Origin of the sequence: Nocardioides jensenii JCM 1364 = NBRC 14755, assembly GCF_001552535.1 — a bacterium.
In the GTDB taxonomy this organism is placed as follows: domain Bacteria; phylum Actinomycetota; class Actinomycetes; order Propionibacteriales; family Nocardioidaceae; genus Nocardioides; species Nocardioides jensenii.
Window position 1 is genome coordinate 46,627 of record NZ_BCRJ01000024.1, and the last position, 18,013, is coordinate 64,639.

The window sequence follows — 18,013 nt, forward strand, 5'->3', positions numbered from 1 at the left end:
GGGGTTTCGCGCGTCGACTTGTTGATTTTGGTCCGTCGAGTCGTCAGTTCTCGTCGACGCCGCCCAGCGGGAGGACGAGCTCGGCGTCTCCTCCGGGAGTGATCCGGATCGGGATGCCCCAGTCCTGCTGATGCATCCGGCAGGCAGCGCCCTCCCCACCCTGGACGTCGCACGACGCCGCGCGGGCGGCCACGTGCAGCACGCCCTCCCCGACCACAGGGTCGAGCTCGAGGGTCCGGTCCAGGTCGGTGCCGCGGCCGTCTCCACCCCGGATCAGGGCCGTCGGCGTGGCGGTCACCACCAGCTGGCTCGACGGGCCGAACCGGTCGTCGACCTTCTGGCCCGGCGGTGGCGCGAACGGCGTACGCAGCTGGAGCGTCGTGGCCACGTCGGTGACCGGTCGTTGCGTGCGGGACTCGAAGTCGGAGCTGGCCTCGTTCGTGTCCAGGGGGACGTCGGTGATGCGGTGCGCTGCCGACTCGACGACGTACGCCGTGTCGCCGCGCACGAGCAGGCCGGACGGTTCACCGAGCCCGGAAGCGATCGTGCTGACCAGGCCGGTCACCGGGTCGAAGCGGCGCAGAGCGCCGTTGTAGGTGTCGCAGACACCGATCGTGCCGTCGGGGAGGACGGCGACGCCCAGTGGGTGCTGGAGTCGTGCGTCGTCGCGCCCGCCGTCCTTGAAGCCGAAGTCGAAGAGTCCGTGGCCGACGACGGTGTGCACCTCGCCGGCCTCGACGAAGCGCAGTGACGAGGTCTCGGAGTCCGCGAGCCAGAGCCGCTCGCCGTCGACCGCCAGCCCGCTGGTCTGCGCGAACCAGGCCCGCTCCAGGGGCCCGTCGAGCAGCCCCTCGTTCGTCGTACCTGCGGCAACCGCGACCGCACCGGTCCGCGGGTCGAAGGTCCAGAGCTGGTGGATGCCGGCCATCGCCACCCAGACCCTGCCCTGCCACCACGCGACGTCCCACGGGCTGGAGAGCCGCCGGGTGGATTCACCCTGCATCCACTGGGTGCCGTCCCCGGCCAGGGTGCGGACCTCGCCGGTGCTCAACGTGATGCCGGCCAGGCGATGGTTCACGGTGTCGGCGACCACCACGTCGTAGCCGACCTCGGCGGCCACGTCGTCCGGCAGCAGACACAGCCCGTTCGGCTCGCGGAAGCCGTCGAGTCGGCGTACGACGTCCTCCCCGTCGAGCTCGACGACCTGGTGGTGTCCGGCATCGGCCACGAGGGTGTGCCCGTCGGGCAGGGCGATGGCCTTGGCCGGGAAGCGCAGGTCGGTCCGCTCCGGCTCCGGCGGGACGTAGGGCGAGTCGCCGGGCTGGAGGGTGCCCTTCGAGCGGTGGGTGGCGACGAGCTCGCGGACCATCGCGCTGATCGCGTGCGCATGACCCTCCCCGGCATAGTGCGCGACCACGTAGCCCTCGGGGTCGATCAGCACCAGCGTCGGCCAGGCCCGGGCGGTGTAGTTCTGCCAGGTGATCAGCTCGGGGTCGTCGAGCACGGGATGTGCCACGGCGTAGCGCTCGACCGCGGCTGCGAGGGCGACGGGATCGGCCTCGTGCACGAACTTCGGTGAGTGGACGCCGATGATCACCAGCTCGTCGGCGAACTCCTCCTCGACCTCGCGCAGCTCGTCGAGCACGTGCAGGCAGTTGATGCAGCAGAACGTCCAGAAGTCGAGGAGCACGATGCGGCCGCGCAGCTCGCGCAGGGTCAGCGGTCCGTCGGTGTTCAGCCAGCCGCGGCCCCGGAGCTCGGGGGCGCGGACGCGTGGGGTGGCGCTCATGGCAACAAGTCTCCCGCGGCCTCGCAAGTCGAGCTCGACCGACCCACGGCCGCGTGAACGGGGCCGCGCAGGCGCCCGGCCTCCCCGCGGTCGCCCCTCAGCGACGAAGCCCTCTAGTCTCGGGCCCATGACTGACGCGCAGCGACTCGCCCGCTACATCGAGGTCTGGTGGCAGGCGATCGACGACTTCACGGCCCTGCTGGAAGAGCTCGCCGACCCCGACTGGACGAAGCCGACCGACCTGCCCGGTTGGAAGGTCCAGGACGTGGCGGCCCACACTGCCCATCTCGAGGCCATCCTGGCCGGAGCACCCGAGGAGTCGATCGACATCGGCAAGCCCGACCATGTCACCGGCCTGCTCGGGCACTACACCGAGCAAGGGGTGGCGGCGCGCCGCGACCGCACTCCCGACGAGCTGATCAACGAGATCAGGCAGTCGACGACCAAGCGTCGCACCGAGCTGCTCGACGACCCGCCGACCGACGGCAAGGGCATGCCCGCACTGGTCTTCGGCGGCCTCCCCTGGGACTGGAACACCCTGCTGCGCAACCGTCCCCTCGACGTGTGGATGCACGAGCAGGACATCCGCCGCGCGACGGACCGCCCGGGCAACCTGGACTCGGCAGCCGCCCGGCACACCAGCGACTACATGCTCGACGCGTTGCCGGTCATCGTCGGCAAGCGCGTGGCCCCGGCCAAGGGCACGACCGTCGTGCTCGCGGTCGCCGGCAACGAGGAACGGGCCGTGGTGATCGGGGACGACGGTCGCGCCGCACCCGTCGAGGTGCCGTGGAACCCGACCGTCCGGATCAGTCTCGGTCGCGAGGCGTTCATCGTGATGGCCGGCGGTCGTCGTACCCCCCTCGGTGTGGAGTTCCAGGGCGACGCCACCCTCGGCCAGGCCGTCGTCGACGCGTTCCGGACCACGCCGTGAGCTGGGACCTGGCGCAGATGCCCGACCAGTCGGGCCGCACGATCCTGGTCACCGGCGTCACCAGCGGTCTCGGCACGCACAACGCCCGCGAGCTGGCCCGTCGAGGAGCCCGGGTGATCCTGGCCGCACGCAACCCGGAGAAGCTCGCCGCCACGAAGGCGTCGCTGCTCGAGGAGATCCCCGAGGCCGCTCTCGAGGAGCTCGTCGTCGACGTCTCCTCCCTCGACGACGTACGCCGGGCCGCGGCTGACGCCGAGCGGTTCGGCGCGATCGACGTGCTGGTGCACAACGCCGGTGTGATGGCCACGCCCGAGCGTCGTACCGTCGACGGCCTCGACCTGCAGATGGGCACCAACCACTTCGGCCCGTTCCTGATGACCGGCCTGCTGCTGCCCCAGCTGATCGCCTCAGGCGACGGGCGCGTGGTCAGCGTGGCCTCCAACGCGCACCACCTGACCAAGGTGGCGCCGTTGTGGGACCCGCGCGAGCCCCGGGGCAGGTACAAGCGCTGGGTGGTCTACTCGCAGTCGAAGCTGGCGAACCTGCTCTTCACCTACGAGTTCGACAGGCGTGCCCGCATGGCCGGCATTCCGGTCAAGGCGCTGGCCGCACATCCCGGGTACGCCGCCACGCACCTGCTGTCCTACGGCCAGACGCTCAAGGGGTCGGGCGGTCTGACCAGCATCCTGGACGCCGCGATGAAGGCCGGCGCGCAGTCCGCCGAGATGGGCGCGTTGCCGACCTTGATGGCGGCGACCGACGACCTGCCCGGCGGCACCTACTGCGGCCCGGGCGGGTTGCGCCAGATGCGTGGTCTGCCGCGGGTCGTCGGCTCCAACCGCCTCTCCCGGGACGCCGAGAGCCAGGGCCGGCTCTGGGAGATCTCGGAGGAGACGGTCGGGGTCGCGTACCCCTAGACGTGTCGGCGGGACTGCACGATCCGGAAGCGGGAGGCGACGTACGCCCCGTCGGTGTAGGACGCGTTCGCGGCCGGGTTGGCGCCGGTGCCGTGGAAGTCGGAGAACGCCGCCGACTGGTTGACGAAGACGCCGCCGAGCAGGTTCTCGCTCAGCGCGACGCCGGCATCGAGCGCAGCCTCGCGCATGTCGGCGATCACCGTGTCGTCGGTCGAGTAGACAGCGGCGGTCATCGCGCCGTGGCGTTGCACCGTGTCACGGAACAGGTCGATCGACTGCGCGGTGTCGGCGGTCGAGATGAGGTAGGCGACCGGCCCGAAGCACTCACTCTCGTAGACGTCGGAGTCGTCGGCGCTCAGCCCGACCAGGGTCGGAGTGCGCACGGTCGCGTCGGCGTACGCCGGGTGGGTGACCTCACGGGAGGCGACCAGCACGTCGCCACGCTCACCTGATCCGGCGCCGGCCAGTCGCTCGAGCACACCGGGGTTGACCACACCACCGAGCAGCTCGACCGCTCGGGCGTCGTCGCCCAGCAGCTTGCCGAGCGCGGCCTCGATCCCGGCGGCCACGTCGGCCGGGGTCTTGGTCCCCTCGTCGGTCGCGATGCCTGCGGCGGGCAGGTAGAGGTTCTGCGGAGCGGTGCACATCTGGCCGGAGTAGAGGGAGAACGAGAACGCGAGGTTCGCGCACATCGCGCCGAAGCTCGACGTCGAGTCGACCACGATGGAGTTGACGCCGGCCTTCTCGGTGAACACGGTGGCCTGGCGGGCGTTGAGCTCGAGCCAGTCGCCGAACGCGTTGCCACCGGTGAAGTCGATCAGCCTCACGGCATGGTGCAGGGCGAGGTTGGAGGCGAGCTTGTCGGCCGGGTCCTCGGCCGCGAGCGTGACCAGGTCGGCGTCGAAGCCGGCCTCGGTCAGCACCTCCTGGCAGACCTGCACGGTGATCGCCAGCGGCAGCACGGCCTGCGGGTGCGGCTTGACCACGACCGGGTTGCCGGTGACCAGCGAGGCGAAGAGGCCGGGCCAGGAGTTCCAGGTCGGGAAGGTGTTGCACCCGATCACCAGCGCGACGCCGCGCGGCACGACGGTGAATGTCTTCTCCATGCGCAAGGGTTCGCCGCGGCCGGGCTTCTCCCAGAGCGCGGTGGCCGGGGTTCGGGTCATCTCGGCGTGGGCGTAGGCGATCGCCTCCAGCGCGCGGTCGAGGGCGTGCGCGCCGCCGGCCTGGAAAGCCATCACGAACGCCTGGCCGCTGGTGTGCTGCACCGCGTTGGCCAGCTCGAAGACGCGCGCGTGCAGCCGGTCGAGGATCTCGAGACAGACGCCGGTGCGGGCGTCGGGGCCAGCGTCGCGCCAGGCCTTCATGCCGCTCGCGGCCGCCACGAGCAGTGCCTCGACGTCACGGGCGCGCGGGTAGCTGACGCCCAGGTCGAAGCCGTACGGCGACCGCTCGGTCGCCACCGTGCCCTCGGCACCGGGAGTGCTCAGCGGGAAGACGGTGCCGAGCCAGGCGTCGAAGGCCGCCTTGCCCTCGGCCGCGGCGGTCTCGCCGTAGACCTTGGGCGAGGGCGACTCGTTGAACGCGGAGAAGTAGGCCCGGCTGGCGCAGGCCTCCGTGGCCTTCTCGAGACGATCGGCGTGACGGGCGAAGAAGTCAGTTTGTGACACCATTCCGCCACTGTGGCACATCACTGTAAGAGGGCCAACTCAACGGTCCACTAGCCTGCCGCCATGCCCCTCCTGCGCCCGATCACGCCCGCCGACCACGCGTTCGTGCTGGACCTGAACCACCACAATGTCGAGCTCCTCTCCCCGTTGGACCAGGATCGCCTGGGGACACTGCTCGACTGGGCCGACCGGGCCGACGTCATCGAGCACGAGGGCCGGCCCGCGGGATTCGTGCTGACCTTCGCACCGGGTTCGTCGTACGACTCGGAGAACTACCGGTGGTTCAGCGATCACTTCGGCGACGCCTTCCTCTATCTCGACCGGATCGTGCTCGACCACCGCTTCCGCCGTCTCGGCCTGGGCCGCCGGGTGTACGACGAACTCGAGCGACACGCTGCGACGTACGGCCGCATGGTGCTCGAGGTCAACGCCGAGCCACCGAACCAGGCGTCGCTCGACTTCCACCGCAATCGCGGCTACACCGAAGTCCACCGACTCGGCTCCACGCCGGGCTCCACGCCTGCCCCCACAAAAATCGTCGCCCTGATGGAACGGGTTCTAGGGCAGACTCGTCCCATCACTCCGGTCGCGGACCGCGATTGAAGCCCGCAACAGCCGGGTAGGAGTGGCGTCGTCGCAGTGGATGACGCCGAAGACAGGGGTAGGCACGTGAAGTCCAAGCTCATCGCCATCGTGGGCGTCGTCGTGGCCGTGGTCGTCGTGGCCGTGGTCGCCATCCTGGTCGGCGGCCTCGCCGTCGGCGGCGACGACAACGGCACGGCGGGCAAGAAGGCAGTGCGATCGGGCGGTCCGACGACGGTCGACACCACGGACTCCGATCCCGGCACCACCACCGACCCGGAGGACCCGGCGTTCAAGGCGGCGCTGAGCAAGCCCGTCGAGGACAGCCTCTACCCGAACGTCGGTGACCCGATCGTCGACTCGCTCCACTACGGCCTCGACCTGACCTGGGACCCCGAGGACAAGGTGTTGACCGGCCGGGCCGAGGTGGCCTTCCGCGCGACCGCCTCGCAGCAGGAGTTCCAGCTCGACTTCGGCGAGGGCCTCGAGGTCACGGCCGCGACCCTCGACGCGCAGGAGGTCGAGGTCACCCACGTCGGCAAGGACCTGGTCATCAAGGCTCCGGTCACCAAGGACCAGAGGTACCTCCTCGTCGTCGACTACGAGGGCACGCCCGAGCCCGCCGATGCGCCGACCACGCGCAGCGACTTCTCCACCACCGGCTTCACGATCACCGACGACGGCGACGTGTGGACGATGCAGGAGCCCTATGGCGCCTACACGTGGTACCCGGTCAACGACCAGCCCTCCGACAAGGCGTTCTACGACTTCACGATCACCACACCGGCGCCCAGGGTCGGCATCGCCAACGGCCAGCTCACCTCGCAGACAGAGGTCGACGGCAACTCCGTCAGCAGGTGGCACCTCGACAGTGCCGCGTCGTCGTACCTGATCACGCTCGCCATCGGGGAGTACGAGCAGACCGAGGACACGTCGGCCAGCGGCGTCCCGCTGACCTACTGGACCGCCCCCGGCGACGCCCGCGCCCTGAAGGCCATGAAGTACACCAAGCGCGCGGTCGACTGGCTCGAGGAGAAGCTCGGCCCCTACCCGTTCAGCTCGCTCGGCTCCGTGGTCGTCGACTCCGAGAGCGCGATGGAGACCCAGCAGATGATCACGTACGGCGACAGCGACTACACGCTCTCGCCCGACGTCGTGGTGCACGAGATCGCGCACCAGTGGTACGGCGACATCACCTCACCCAGCGACTGGAAGGACGTCTGGATCAACGAGGGCATGGCGATGTACGTCCAGGGAGTCTTCGAGGCCCAGCAGACCGGGCGCACCGTCGACGACGTGATGGACGAGTGGGCGACGTGGGAGAAGCAGTACCGCGCCACCGCCGGCCCACCCGGCAACTACGACCCTCGCACGTTCGGGGAGAGCAACATCTACTACGGCCCTGCCTTGATGTGGCACGAACTGCGCAAGAAGCTCGGCGACGAGAAGTTCTGGGCGATGGTGCGCGCGTGGCCCACGGTGCACAAGCAGGGCAACCCCACCCGCGAGGAGTACCTCGACTGGATCGAGCAGGAGACCGGCGAGGAGCTCACCGACTTCTTCGACGCCTGGCTGATGGGCGAGAAGACTCCGAAGCGCAGCTGATCCCCCGGTTCAGCTCTGCTCAGGGCTGCTCTGCTGACAGCGGACGGCGGCCGGTCTCCCTTGTGGGAGGCTGGCCGTTTCGCTTGTGTGGAGACATGAAGATCCTGGTGCTCGGTGGCACGGTGTTCCTGTCCAAGGCGGTCGCAGTCGAGGCCGCGGCGCGCGGCCACGAGGTGACCTGCGCCTGCCGGGGGACGTCGGGCTCAGTGCCCGAGGGGGCACGCCACGTCGTCCTCGACCGCGAAGCGCCTGACTGGTCGGCCCTGGAGACCGCCTACGACACGGTGATCGACGTCGCGCGCCACCCGAGCCGGGTGAGAGATGCCGTGGCGACCTTCCCCAGCGCCCACTGGGTGTTCGTCTCGACGGTCAACGTCTACTCCGACGACTCGATCCCCGGTGGCACCCCGGACACGTTGCCCCTGCATGACCCGATCACCACCGACGAGGACCCGATGGCCTCGCCGGAGGTGTACGGCGCGATGAAGGTGGCCTGTGAGCAGATCGTCCGCGAGGGCGCGGCGACGTCGACCGTGATCCGGCCGGGGCTGATCGTCGGACCGGGCGATCCCAGTGGTCGGTTCTCCTACTGGCCACCACGCGTGGCCGACGCCGGTGAGGTGCTGGCACCGGGCTCCCCCGATGACCCGGTCCAGCTGATCGACGTCCGCGACCTGGCCGGCTGGATCGTCGGTTGTGCCGAGCACCGCACCGACGGCACCTTCGACGGCACCGGACACATCACCACGCGCGGCGCGTTCCTCGACGAGGTGTCCCGCGGTGTCGGCACCCGACCGCAGTGGACCTGGCTGCCCCAGGAGTTCCTGGTCGAGCAGGAGGTGGACCCGTGGTCGGGCGATCGCTCCCTCCCGGTCTGGCTGCCGCTGCCCGAGTACGCCGGCCTGATGGCGCACGACAGCGCTGCGTCCTTCGCTGCCGGACTGACCACCCGCCCCCTGGCCGACACCGCCCGTGACACCCTCACCTGGCTGCGTGACGACCCGGACTCGACGACCACAGGTCTCAGTCGTGAAGACGAGGCCGCGGTGCTGCGGGCCTGGCATAGCCTCGGCGAGTGACCACGACACGTCTCTCCGCGCGGCAGCTCATCGACCTCGTCCTCGACGACGGGTCGTGGACCTCCTGGGACGTCCCCCCGGCACGCCGTGACGTCACCGAGGAGTACGCCGCCCAGCTGGCTGCCGCACAGGAGAAGGCCGGCACCGACGAGTCGGTGATCACGGGCGAGGGTCGAATCCGCGACCGACGCGTCGCCGTGCTCATCGGCGAGTTCGGCTTCCTGGCCGGGTCCATCGGTCGCGATGCCGCCGACCGACTCGTCGCCGGCATCGAGCGCGCCACGGCGGAGGGGCTGCCGCTGCTGGCCGCGCCGATCAGTGGCGGCACCCGGATGCAGGAGGGCACGCCGGCGTTCGTGCAGATGGTGCGGATCAGTGCGGCGGTCGCGCAGCACAAGGAAGCCGGACTCCCCTACCTCGTCTACCTGCGCAACCCCACCACCGGTGGGGTGATGGCGTCGTGGGGATCGCTGGGTCACGTGACGGTCGCCGAGCCCGGGGCGCTGACCGGGTTCTTGGGTCCTCGGGTCTATGAGGCGCTCTACGACCGTCCGTTCCCCGAGGGCGTGCAGACCGCCGAGAACCTCTACGCCCACGGCATCATCGACGCGGTCCTGCCGCCCGAGGCACTGGCCGACATCGTCGATCGCGCCCTGGCGATCCTGCTCGCGCCGCGCCACGGCGTCGACCCGGTCGCCGAACCGGTCGAGGAGCCGATCCCCGACGTCGACACGTGGGACGCGGTGACCCGGTCCCGCAACCCGGAGCGACCCGGCGTACGACGACTGCTGAAGTACGCCGCCACCGACGTCGTGCCACTGAACGGCACCGGCCAGGGCGAGGCCGACCCCGGACTGTTGATCGCCCTGGCCCGGTTCGGCGACGCGCCGTGCGTGTTCCTGGGCCAGGACCGGCGCGGCCAGACCACCGACCACCCGATGGGCCCGGGCGCATTGCGTGAGGCCCGCCGCGGCATGCGGCTCGCGGTCGAGCTGGGTCTGCCGCTGGTGACCGTGATCGACACCCAGGGCGCCGCGCTGTCGGTGGAGGCCGAGGAGGGCGGGCTGGCCGGTGAGATCGCCCGCTGCCTGGCCGACCTGGTCACCCTGGAGGCGCCGACCCTGTGCCTCATGCTGGGCGAGGGCAACGGCGGCGGGGCACTGGCCTTCCTGCCGGCCGACCGGGTGATCGCTGCCCAGCACGCCTGGCTGTCCCCGTTGCCACCCGAGGGGGCCAGCGCGATCGTGCACCGCGATCTCGACCACGCCGCCGAGATGGCCGAATCCCAGCAGGTGCTGGCGATCGGCCTGCACACCCGCGGAGTGGTGGATCGGATCGTGCCCGAGAAGCCGGACGCCGCCGAGGAGCCGGAGGCGTTCTGCCACCGCGTCGGCGGCGTGCTCGAGTTCGAGCTGTCCCGGCTGCTCGACTCGGGTCCGGGCTCGGCGCAGGATCGCACCGCCCGCTATCTCTGAGCCGGCAACCGGCGGTCGCGGATACTGGGTGACATGAGTGAACCCGTGTCCGACGCCCCACGCATCGACCTGCTCCGCGGGCTGATCGAGGGAACCACCGACCCCGCGGATGCGGAGCGAAGCCTGCGAGAGATCCAGACCCAGCTGAACGCGTTCCGGCTCGAGTACTCCTGCGGCATGGAGGAGGTCGCCACCAAGATCAACATCCTGCGCCAGGAGTTCGAGCAGACCCAGGACTACGGTCCGATCGAGCACGTGAAGACCCGACTGAAGTCGATGGACAGCCTGGTCGACAAGATGCGCCGCATCGACTGCCCGCCCGACCTGGCCGCCGTGCGCGAGAGGATCCGTGACATCGCCGGCATCCGGGTGACCTGCGCGTTCGTCGAGGACACCTACCGGGTGGCCGAGATGCTGACCCGGCAGCCCGACCTGACCTTGCTGGAGACCAAGGACTACATCGCCACCCCCAAGGCCAACGGCTACCAGAGCCTGCACCTGATCGTCGAGGTCCCGGTGTTCCTCTCCGACCGCTCGATCAACGTGCCGGTCGAGCTCCAGATCCGCACGATCGCGATGGATTTCTGGGCCAGCGTCGAGCACCGCATCTACTACAAGTACGCCGGCGCGGTGCCCGACGACCTGCAGCAGGCCCTGCTGTCGGTGGCCAGCACGGCCTCCGACCTGGACCGGCAGATGGGTCGTCTGCGCGACGAGATCAGGTCGCTGGCCACCGACTGATCCAGCTCAGCCCGTTTGGGGGAGGCCACCCTCGGTGCCGGGCACGGGCAGACCGTAGTGCTCGCGCAGCGTCGTCCCGGCGTACTCGCGACGGAAGAGACCACGGTCCTGCAGGATCGGCACCACCTGCTCGACGAACAGCTCGAGGCCCGAGGGCAGGACCGCCGGCATGATGTTGAAGCCGTCGGCGGCACCGGAGGTCACCCACTCCTCGATGGTGTCGGCCACCTGCTCGGGCGTGCCGACGAAGGCCCGGTGGCCACGACCGCTACCGAGCCGCAGCAGCAGCTGCCGGACGGTGAGGTCGTCACGCCGCGCCATTGCCACGGTCAGCTCATAGCGGGCCTTGTTGCCCTCGATCTCGTCGGCCGATCGGATGTCGCGCGGGAGGGGGCGGTCGAGGTCGAGCTGGTCGACCGGGATGCCGACGTCGGCGGCCAGCTGGCGGAGCGGGTGGTCAAGGACCACCAGGTCGTCGAGCTGACGCTCGAGGTCACGGGCCTCGGCCTCGGTGCTGCCCAGGATCGGCACCAACCCGGGGAGGATCCTGATGTGGTCGCGGGAGCGTCCGGCGGCCACGGTGGCGTCCTTGAGCCTCCGGTAGAAGTCGCGGCCCTCCTCGATGGTGGGCGTGGCGGTGAAGACGGCCTCGGCGTACTTCGCGGCCAGCGCGATGCCGGGGCCGGACGAGCCGGCCTGCACGATGACCGGCCGCCCCTGCTGACTGCGTCCGACGGTCAGCGGACCCGCCACGTCGAACCTGTCGCCGGCGTGGTCGATGGAGCGCACCCGGGCCGGGTCTGCCCACACCCCGGCGGTCTTGTCGGCGATGACCGCATCAACCGCCCACGAGTCCCAGAGGGCGAGGACCACCTCGAGGAACTCCTCGGCGCGCTCGTAGCGCTCGGCATGCGTGGGGGCGGTGGTGTAGCCGAAGTTGGCACCGGCCTTGAGGTCGGCGCTGGTCACCACGTTCCATGCGGCCCGGCCGTTGCTGATCGCGTCGAGCGAGGCGAAGCCGCGGGCCAGGTTGTAGGGGTCCTCGTAGGTCGTGGACGACGTGGCCACGAGCCCGATCCGTTCGGTGGCGACGGCCATCGCGGAGAGCAGCAGCCGCGGCTCCAGCGTCTCGCTCGGGCGCCGGGCGGGATCGGTCATCAGCGACGGGCTGTCGGCGAAGAAGACGGAGTCCAGCTTGCCCCGCTCGGCCGTCCGGGCGAGCTCCTGGAAGTAGGTGACGTCGCGCGACACCCGCGGGTCGGCGTCGGGCAGGCGCCACGATGCCTCGTGGTGGCCGGTGCCCATCAGGAAGGCGTTGAGAGTGATGGAGGGACGTGGTTCGGACATGAGGCATCTCCTGTTCGGTGGTTCAGGCGCGCCAACGCTGGAAACGACGCTCCAACGTGACCAGGGCGAAGTTGATCAGCAGGCCGACGACGGTCGTCGCGATGATGGCGGCGTACATCTGCGGGATCAGGAAGTTGTTGTTCGAGTAGTTGATGAGATAGCCGAGACCCGCCGTCGCGCCGATCATCTCGGCGGCGATCAGCACCAGGATCGCGGCCGCACCCGAGATCCGGATGCCGGTGAAGATCGTGGGCACGGCCGCCGGGAAGACGATCTTGCGGAACGTCTCGATCGGCGACAGCCCGAGCACCCGGGCTGCCCGCAGCAGCTGGACGTCGACGTTCTGCACGCCGCCGATGGTGCTGAGCAGGATCGGGAAGAAGCAGGCGAAGAGCACGATCGCGATCTTCGAGGTCTCCCCGATGCCGAAGACCAGCATGAAGACGGGGAGCAGCGCCAGGGCCGCGGTGTTGCGGAAGACCTCGAGCACCGGGGTGGTCAGCTCGCGCACCGGGGTGTACCAGGCGATCGCGGTGCCCAGCGGGATCGCGGTGACCAGGGCCAGGCCGAAGCCCGCGCCCGAACGGATCAGGCTGGCACTCAGGTGCTTCCACAGCTCGCCGGTCTCGATCAGCCGCCACAGGGCCTTGAGGTCCTCCGAGAGCGGCGGGACGAAGATCGGGTTCAACAGCTCGAGGCGCGGGGTGATCTCCCAGACGGCGGCCAGCACCAGCAGGCCGACCAGCCCTCGCGAGAATGTGATCACGCGCCTTCGGCCGGGCGAGGACTGGCGCACCTGGGCCGCCTCCGCCTGGCGCGGGTTGAGGCCGGGAGTGGCCTTCTCGGTGAGCAGATCAGGCAACGGACTCAACCTCTTCCTGGGTGTTCCGGTTGGCGGCACGTCGCTTCCCCAGCTCGCCCTGCCGCAGCAGTGACCAGATCTGATTGCGGTAGTGACCGAACTCCGGCGTGGAGCGGATGTCCTGGTCGGCGAGGTGGTCACGATCCAGGTCGACGGTGATCATCTCGGCGATGCGTCCGGGCCGGGCGCTCATCACGGCCACCCGCTGACCCAGGAAGACGGCTTCCTCGATGTCGTGGGTGATGAAGACGACCGTGGTCCCGGTGCTGGCCCAGATCTCGAGCAGCTGCTCCTGCAGGTGCTCGCGGGTCTGGGCGTCGAGGGCGCCGAAGGGTTCGTCCATGAGCAGCACCTCGGGCTGGTGGGACAGGCTCCGGGCAATGGCCACGCGCTGCTTCATGCCGCCGGAGAGCTCATGGGGGTAGCGGGTCGCGAACTCCGAGAGGCCGACCAGGTCGAGGTACTCCCGGGCACGGTCGGATCGCTCACGTCGGCTCAGTCCGCCGGCGGCCTCGAGGGCCAGCTCGACATTGCCGAGGGCGGTCCGCCACGGCAGCAGGGTGTACTGCTGGAAGACCACACTGCGGTTGAGGCCGGGTCCGTCGATCGGCTCACCGTCGACCAGCAGCCGACCCGACGTGGGTGTCGAGAGCCCGGCGATCAGGTCGAGGACGGTCGACTTGCCGCAGCCGCTGGGGCCCACCAGGGAGAGGAACTCGCCGGCCTCGACGTGCAGGTCGACACCCTGGAGGGCCACGAAGTCCTGCTGCCTGCCGTCGTCCTTGCCCCGGACGGCGAACACCTGTCCGACATCGATCAGGTCGATGCTGCTGCTCATCTCAGTTCCTCCGCTTCGCGTAGGGGTTGAATTCGTTCGTGTAGAGGTCGGAGATGTCGATGTTGTCGACGTCGATCTGCCCCTCGGCGTCGAGCCAGTCGATCCAGGCGTCGAAGTCCTCGTCCCTCAGCACGCCACCGGGTGTGGCGATGCCGCTGCCCCGCCAGTTCATGAGCGACTCGACCTCGTCGCCGCGCCCGTGGTCCTTCAGCCAGGCGCCCATGACCCGCTGGACCTCGGCGGCCTCATGGGTCTGCTCGAAGTGGATCGCCTTGGCGATGCCCGCGACGAGGGTGCGGGTGAGCCCCCGGTGCTCGTCGATGAAGGAGGTGCGCAGCGTGTAGGAGCCACCGTTGTAGTCGCCCATGAGGTCGACGTCCGCGGCCAGGGAGCGGAGCCCGCCGTTCTTCAACGCGAACTCCTTGGGTGCTCCGTTGAGGACCGCCGCGTCCACCTTGCCGGAGCGCAACGCCGCCTCGGTGTTGATGCCCGGCAGTGGCACCAGGGTCACCTTGTCGATCTCGTCCTGGCTGAGGCCTTCGGAGGTCAGCCAGGTGTCGACCACGGCCTCAGCGTTCGCGCCGAGGGTGTTCACCGCGACGCTGCCGCCGATCAGGTCCCTGGCCGAGTGGATGTCCGAGTCCTCGGGGGTCATCACCTCCATGCCCTGACGGTTCTTCCTCGTCGAGCCGTACGTCGCTGCCACCGCCTTGAGCTCGACTCCCGTGGAGACGACCCGGGCCGTTGCTCCGTGGAAGGGACCGATGGCCAGGTCGCTCTGGTTGGTGGCCAGCGAGCGGAGCAGCTCCGGTCCACCGGCGACCTGGCCGAGATTCTCGAGCGTGATGCCGGTGCCGTCGTAGTAGCCCAGGGCGTCGGCGAGCTCGAGGTGGTTGATCAGGCCGGGCCCCGAGTGATAGCGGATCGTGAGCGCCTCCGCGTCGGTGCGCTCACTGGTCGCACCCAGTGCCTGACAGCCGCTGAGCATGGCCAGCGACAGCAGGGTCGCGAGCACGATCGCGAACGGAGTCGTGTGCGGTCCTCGGTTCATCCCTGCTCTTCCCTCCAACGCTCGGTTCTACATGTACTTGAGTAACTTACTGTACTTACATGTAAAAGCGTTGAATCTCCCGGTGCATGAGACAACGCGCCTGTCCGGGTGGAGGGTCAGGTCACCAACGGTTGTGGGCCTCCTCGGCCCAACCGGTGAGGCCGTCGAGGCTCACCTGCTCACCTTCATCAGTGCTCGCCCAGCCGGTGAAGTGCCCGAAACACTGGTGGGTCTCCCCGGCCACGATCATGAGGTTCGACTTCGCGACCCGTTCGTGGAACGGGGTGAAGGCGACCTGGACCCGCTTCCCCTCGATCCGCCAGGGCGCCATCCAGTCGTCGCGGTCGTAGACCCAGCGCAGATCCTCGTGGATCTTGTGGAGTCGTCCGTCGACGAAGAGTCCGTTCTCGGTCTGGCCGGTGCCGTCCGTCCACGCGCCACCGAGCTGGATGGCGAGGTCGCCACCCGGACGGCTCCCGGCCGCCCAGTTCCACCGCATCGAGTACGGCCACTTGCCCCGACCGTGGTCCAGCACCGCGAAGGAGTCCGCCGGCGACACGTCGTACGTCGTGCCGGCCACCCGGATGTGGCCGCTGACCGGTCGGCCCACGTCCTTGACGGTGTACTGGAATCTCCGGGCACTCCACGGCACCACGACGGCCAGGCAGTCACGGTCGGGCACCGCCGGAATCCGGAGATCGAGCTCGAGCTCCGGCGCCGCGGCCTTGAGTGTCACCCCGCCCGAGTCCTGGACGAGCCCGATCTCGAAGCCGCGCCCGACGCCGCGCACCGGACCGGAACCGCTCACCTCGGGCAGCACGACACCGCGCGCGAAGGGGACCACCACCTCGGGCGCCCACTCCCGACCGGTCCGCCGATCCAACACATAGAGGCTGTGCACTCCCGCGTAGTCCAAGGAGGAGACCACGACTCCGACGATGAGGACGGGCGTGACGATCCCCCAGTACTCCCAGCGTTTGTTGCGGCCCCACCCCTGGAGGTTGGCGTGATGCAACGGAGTCCGGGACCACCCGACCGCCGCCGGGTCGAGAGTGCCGTCAGGCAGGCACAGGTCGATGGGTTCCGTCAGCTCACGAGGCACCCGCCGATTGTGCCCCAGCGAACGACACCAGCGAACGCACCGCGTCACGAAGCTGCGCGGCGCTGGCGAACCGCTCCGCCGGGTCCTTGGCCATCGCCCGCAGCAGGACCCTGTTGAGCGCGGCAACCTGCGGGTCGTCACCGTCCAGCTCGGGCACCGGGGCCGTGATGTGCGCGGTCATCAGCTGGTAGTCACCGGTGCTCCATGAATACGGCGCCTCGCCGACGAGCAACGCCCAGAGCAGGCAACCGAGCGCGTAGACGTCACTGGCCGTGCTGGCCTCGACGCCGTGGTGCAGCTCCGGCGCCATGTAGGAGGCCGTCCCCAGCATCCCGGAGGTCTCGGTGAGCTCCGAGTGCGGCGTACGGGCGATGCCGAAGTCGGCGATCCACGCATGCAGGCGGCTCGTACGGCGGCCGAGCAGGATGTTGGCCGGTTTGATGTCCCGGTGCACCAACCCGGCCGCATGCGCATCGGCGACACCCGACGCGACCTGCACGACGAGGTCGAGCGCCAGCGCCCGGTCAGGGGTTCCGTGGGCCCGAAGAGCTGCGGCCAGGTCGCCGCCGTCGATGAACTGGGTCGCGGTCCACAGCAGACCGTCCTGCTCGCCGTGGCCGATCACCGGGACCACGTGCGGCGACTGCAGCCCCGCCTGGGCACGCGCCTCGCGGACGAAGCGGGCCCGCATCACCGGGTCGTCCGCGTGCCGGGTCGACATCACCTTGAGCGCGACCGTGCGATCCAGCGACACCTGCGTGGCTTCGAAGACCACGCCCATGCCGCCGTGGCCCAGCGTGCGCTCGATCCGGAACTCGCCGAGCAGCGAGCCCGGCCCGAGGGCGGAGGTGTCGAGGGCTGCGGCGGCCGGTCGTGCGACAGAGACGCGGGTTGCGGACATGACTCCACCCTCGTGAAAACGGTCACGGGCCACATCCGCACGCGTACTCAGGTCGCGTGGAGTACTTACTCGGAGTGAGTATAGTGACTTACTACATTATACGCAGGACGAGAGACCCCGTGGTGACAACCAACGCCCTCAGGAGGACTTCATGAACATCCGCATCACCCGGCCGCAGACCGCGCTCACAGTCCAGAAGCTCGGCGGCCGCATCGGCGCTCGCATCGACGGCGTCACCCTCGGTGCCGACCTCGGCGACGAGACGGTGGCGACGATCCGGGCCGCCCTGCTCGAGCACAAGGTCGTCTTCTTCCGCGGCCAGGAGCACCTCGACGACAAGGGCCACATCGCCTTCGCCGAGCAGCTCGGCTCGCTGACCACCGCCCACCCGACCGTCAACACCGGCAGCGCCCGCGTGTTCACCCTGACCGCCGACAAGGGCATGGCCGCCAACAGTTGGCACACCGACGTCACGTTCGTCGACCGGATCCCGGCGATCAGCATCCTGCGGGGCGTGGTCATCCCGGAGTACGGCGGCACCACGAACTGGGCCAACACCGTGACGGCGTACGAGTCCCTCCCGACGTCTCTGCGCGCCCTGGTCGACAACCTGTGGGCCGTGCACACCAACGACTACGACTACGGCGAGCACACCGAGAACGGTGTCGTGGTCGATCAGCAGGACAAGCAGTTCAGCCGCTCCGACTTCGTCTCCACCACGTTCGAGACCGAGCACCCCGTCGTCCGCGTGCACCCGGAGACCGGCGAGCGCTCACTGGTGCTGGGCCACTTCGTGAAGAAGTTCGTCGGCCTCAACCAGAAGGAGTCGGCGATCCTGTTCAACCTGCTCCAGGACCGGGTAACCAAGCTGGAGAACACCATCCGTTGGACCTGGCAGAAGGGCGACGTGGCCATGTGGGACAACCGCGCCACCCAGCACTACGCCGTCGCCGACTTCGACACGCAGCCGCGTGAGGTACGCCGGATCACGGTGGCCGGCGACATTCCCGTGGGCATCGACGGACGCCGCAGCATCCCGATCACCGGTGACGCGGGTTCGTTCTCCGACGTCAGCGCCCTGGTCAGCTGACCGGCGCCCCGGTGAGGGGCTCCGACGCAA

Annotated in this window: 16 protein-coding genes; 8 read left to right on the forward strand and 8 right to left on the reverse strand. The window is 69.5% G+C overall.

The window, feature by feature from the left end; translation table 11 throughout:
* Positions 1 to 43 precede the first annotated feature (43 nt).
* On the reverse strand, positions 44 to 1,789 hold the full coding sequence (locus tag NJ4_RS07315) for an NHL domain-containing thioredoxin family protein (RefSeq protein WP_067432362.1): 1,746 nt from the start codon (positions 1,787 to 1,789) through the stop codon (positions 44 to 46).
* A gap of 127 nt (positions 1,790 to 1,916) precedes the next feature.
* Between NJ4_RS07315 and NJ4_RS07320 the strand changes: the two genes are divergently transcribed.
* Positions 1,917 to 2,723: a maleylpyruvate isomerase N-terminal domain-containing protein gene (locus NJ4_RS07320; RefSeq protein ID WP_067432365.1), complete on the forward strand. Its 807-nt coding sequence runs from the start codon at positions 1,917 to 1,919 to the stop codon at positions 2,721 to 2,723.
* Positions 2,720 to 3,640, forward strand: coding sequence for an oxidoreductase (locus NJ4_RS07325; protein ID WP_067432368.1), 921 nt, complete (start codon positions 2,720 to 2,722; stop codon positions 3,638 to 3,640). Before NJ4_RS07320 ends, NJ4_RS07325 begins: the two co-directional genes overlap by 4 nt.
* Here the strand turns inward: NJ4_RS07325 and paaN are convergent.
* On the reverse strand, positions 3,637 to 5,313 hold the full coding sequence (gene paaN / locus NJ4_RS07330; protein ID WP_067432371.1) for a phenylacetic acid degradation protein PaaN: 1,677 nt from the start codon (positions 5,311 to 5,313) through the stop codon (positions 3,637 to 3,639). The two genes, NJ4_RS07325 and paaN, sit on opposite strands and share 4 nt — an antisense overlap.
* 60 nt (positions 5,314 to 5,373) lie before the next feature.
* On the opposite strand from paaN, the gene NJ4_RS07335 reads away from it, so the two are divergent.
* The 5 genes from NJ4_RS07335 to NJ4_RS07355 all read left to right on the forward strand — a co-directional run bounded on the left by NJ4_RS07335 (position 5,374) and on the right by NJ4_RS07355 (position 10,792).
* Positions 5,374 to 5,913, forward strand: coding sequence for a GNAT family N-acetyltransferase (locus NJ4_RS07335; RefSeq protein ID WP_067432374.1), 540 nt, complete (start codon positions 5,374 to 5,376; stop codon positions 5,911 to 5,913).
* Between the two features lie 66 nt (positions 5,914 to 5,979).
* Positions 5,980 to 7,497, forward strand: a complete 1,518-nt coding sequence (locus NJ4_RS07340; RefSeq protein ID WP_067432377.1) for a M1 family metallopeptidase — start codon at positions 5,980 to 5,982, stop codon at positions 7,495 to 7,497.
* 95 nt (positions 7,498 to 7,592) lie between these two features.
* Complete coding sequence (locus NJ4_RS07345) at positions 7,593 to 8,576, forward strand: NAD-dependent epimerase/dehydratase family protein (RefSeq protein ID WP_067432381.1); 984 nt, start codon at positions 7,593 to 7,595, stop codon at positions 8,574 to 8,576.
* Positions 8,573 to 10,051, forward strand: coding sequence for a carboxyl transferase domain-containing protein (locus NJ4_RS07350; RefSeq protein ID WP_067432384.1), 1,479 nt, complete (start codon positions 8,573 to 8,575; stop codon positions 10,049 to 10,051). The genes NJ4_RS07345 and NJ4_RS07350 overlap by 4 nt, the downstream gene beginning before the upstream one ends.
* Before the next feature lie 33 nt (positions 10,052 to 10,084).
* Entirely contained in the window at positions 10,085 to 10,792 is a 708-nt protein-coding gene (locus tag NJ4_RS07355; protein WP_082748272.1) for a GTP pyrophosphokinase, read from the forward strand.
* A 6-nt stretch (positions 10,793 to 10,798) separates the two neighbouring features.
* Here NJ4_RS07355 and NJ4_RS07360 read toward each other — a convergent pair whose 3' ends face one another.
* The 6 genes from NJ4_RS07360 to NJ4_RS07385 form a co-directional block, all read right to left on the reverse strand.
* A complete protein-coding gene (locus tag NJ4_RS07360; protein ID WP_067432387.1) occupies positions 10,799 to 12,139 on the reverse strand; it encodes an LLM class flavin-dependent oxidoreductase in 1,341 nt (446 codons plus the stop codon).
* Positions 12,140 to 12,161: 22 nt separating this feature from the next.
* Positions 12,162 to 13,001, reverse strand: coding sequence for an ABC transporter permease (locus tag NJ4_RS07365; RefSeq protein WP_067432390.1), 840 nt, complete (start codon positions 12,999 to 13,001; stop codon positions 12,162 to 12,164).
* The gene (locus tag NJ4_RS07370) at positions 12,994 to 13,839 is read right to left on the reverse strand and encodes an ABC transporter ATP-binding protein (RefSeq protein ID WP_067432393.1); all 846 of its coding nucleotides are present in this window, start codon (positions 13,837 to 13,839) and stop codon (positions 12,994 to 12,996) included. The genes NJ4_RS07365 and NJ4_RS07370 overlap by 8 nt, the downstream gene beginning before the upstream one ends.
* A gap of 1 nt (position 13,840) precedes the next feature.
* Positions 13,841 to 14,890, reverse strand: a complete 1,050-nt coding sequence (locus tag NJ4_RS07375) for an ABC transporter substrate-binding protein (protein WP_067432396.1) — start codon at positions 14,888 to 14,890, stop codon at positions 13,841 to 13,843.
* 121 nt (positions 14,891 to 15,011) lie between these two features.
* Complete coding sequence (locus NJ4_RS07380; RefSeq protein ID WP_067432399.1) at positions 15,012 to 15,992, reverse strand: DUF2804 domain-containing protein; 981 nt, start codon at positions 15,990 to 15,992, stop codon at positions 15,012 to 15,014.
* Positions 15,982 to 16,893 (reverse strand): serine/threonine-protein kinase, encoded by a 912-nt coding sequence (locus tag NJ4_RS07385; protein WP_067432401.1) that lies wholly within the window; start codon positions 16,891 to 16,893, stop codon positions 15,982 to 15,984. Before NJ4_RS07385 ends, NJ4_RS07380 begins: the two co-directional genes overlap by 11 nt.
* A gap of 151 nt (positions 16,894 to 17,044) precedes the next feature.
* On the opposite strand from NJ4_RS07385, the gene NJ4_RS07390 reads away from it, so the two are divergent.
* Positions 17,045 to 17,983 (forward strand): TauD/TfdA dioxygenase family protein, encoded by a 939-nt coding sequence (locus tag NJ4_RS07390; RefSeq protein WP_067432404.1) that lies wholly within the window; start codon positions 17,045 to 17,047, stop codon positions 17,981 to 17,983.
* The last annotated feature ends 30 nt before the right edge of the window (positions 17,984 to 18,013 follow it).

Coding starts and splice junctions, on each gene's coding strand:
- paaN (WP_067432371.1), bottom strand. CDS start 5,313: ATGGTGTCACAAACTGACTTCTTCGCCCGTCACGCCGATCGTCTCGAG.
- NJ4_RS07320 (WP_067432365.1), top strand. CDS start 1,917: ATGACTGACGCGCAGCGACTCGCCCGCTACATCGAGGTCTGGTGGCAG.
- NJ4_RS07385 (WP_067432401.1), bottom strand. CDS start 16,893: ATGTCCGCAACCCGCGTCTCTGTCGCACGACCGGCCGCCGCAGCCCTC.
- NJ4_RS07345 (WP_067432381.1), top strand. CDS start 7,593: ATGAAGATCCTGGTGCTCGGTGGCACGGTGTTCCTGTCCAAGGCGGTC.
- NJ4_RS07315 (WP_067432362.1), bottom strand. CDS start 1,789: ATGAGCGCCACCCCACGCGTCCGCGCCCCCGAGCTCCGGGGCCGCGGC.
- NJ4_RS07355 (WP_082748272.1), top strand. CDS start 10,085: ATGAGTGAACCCGTGTCCGACGCCCCACGCATCGACCTGCTCCGCGGG.
- NJ4_RS07370 (WP_067432393.1), bottom strand. CDS start 13,839: ATGAGCAGCAGCATCGACCTGATCGATGTCGGACAGGTGTTCGCCGTC.
- NJ4_RS07390 (WP_067432404.1), top strand. CDS start 17,045: ATGAACATCCGCATCACCCGGCCGCAGACCGCGCTCACAGTCCAGAAG.
- NJ4_RS07360 (WP_067432387.1), bottom strand. CDS start 12,139: ATGTCCGAACCACGTCCCTCCATCACTCTCAACGCCTTCCTGATGGGC.
- NJ4_RS07375 (WP_067432396.1), bottom strand. CDS start 14,890: ATGAACCGAGGACCGCACACGACTCCGTTCGCGATCGTGCTCGCGACC.
- NJ4_RS07335 (WP_067432374.1), top strand. CDS start 5,374: ATGCCCCTCCTGCGCCCGATCACGCCCGCCGACCACGCGTTCGTGCTG.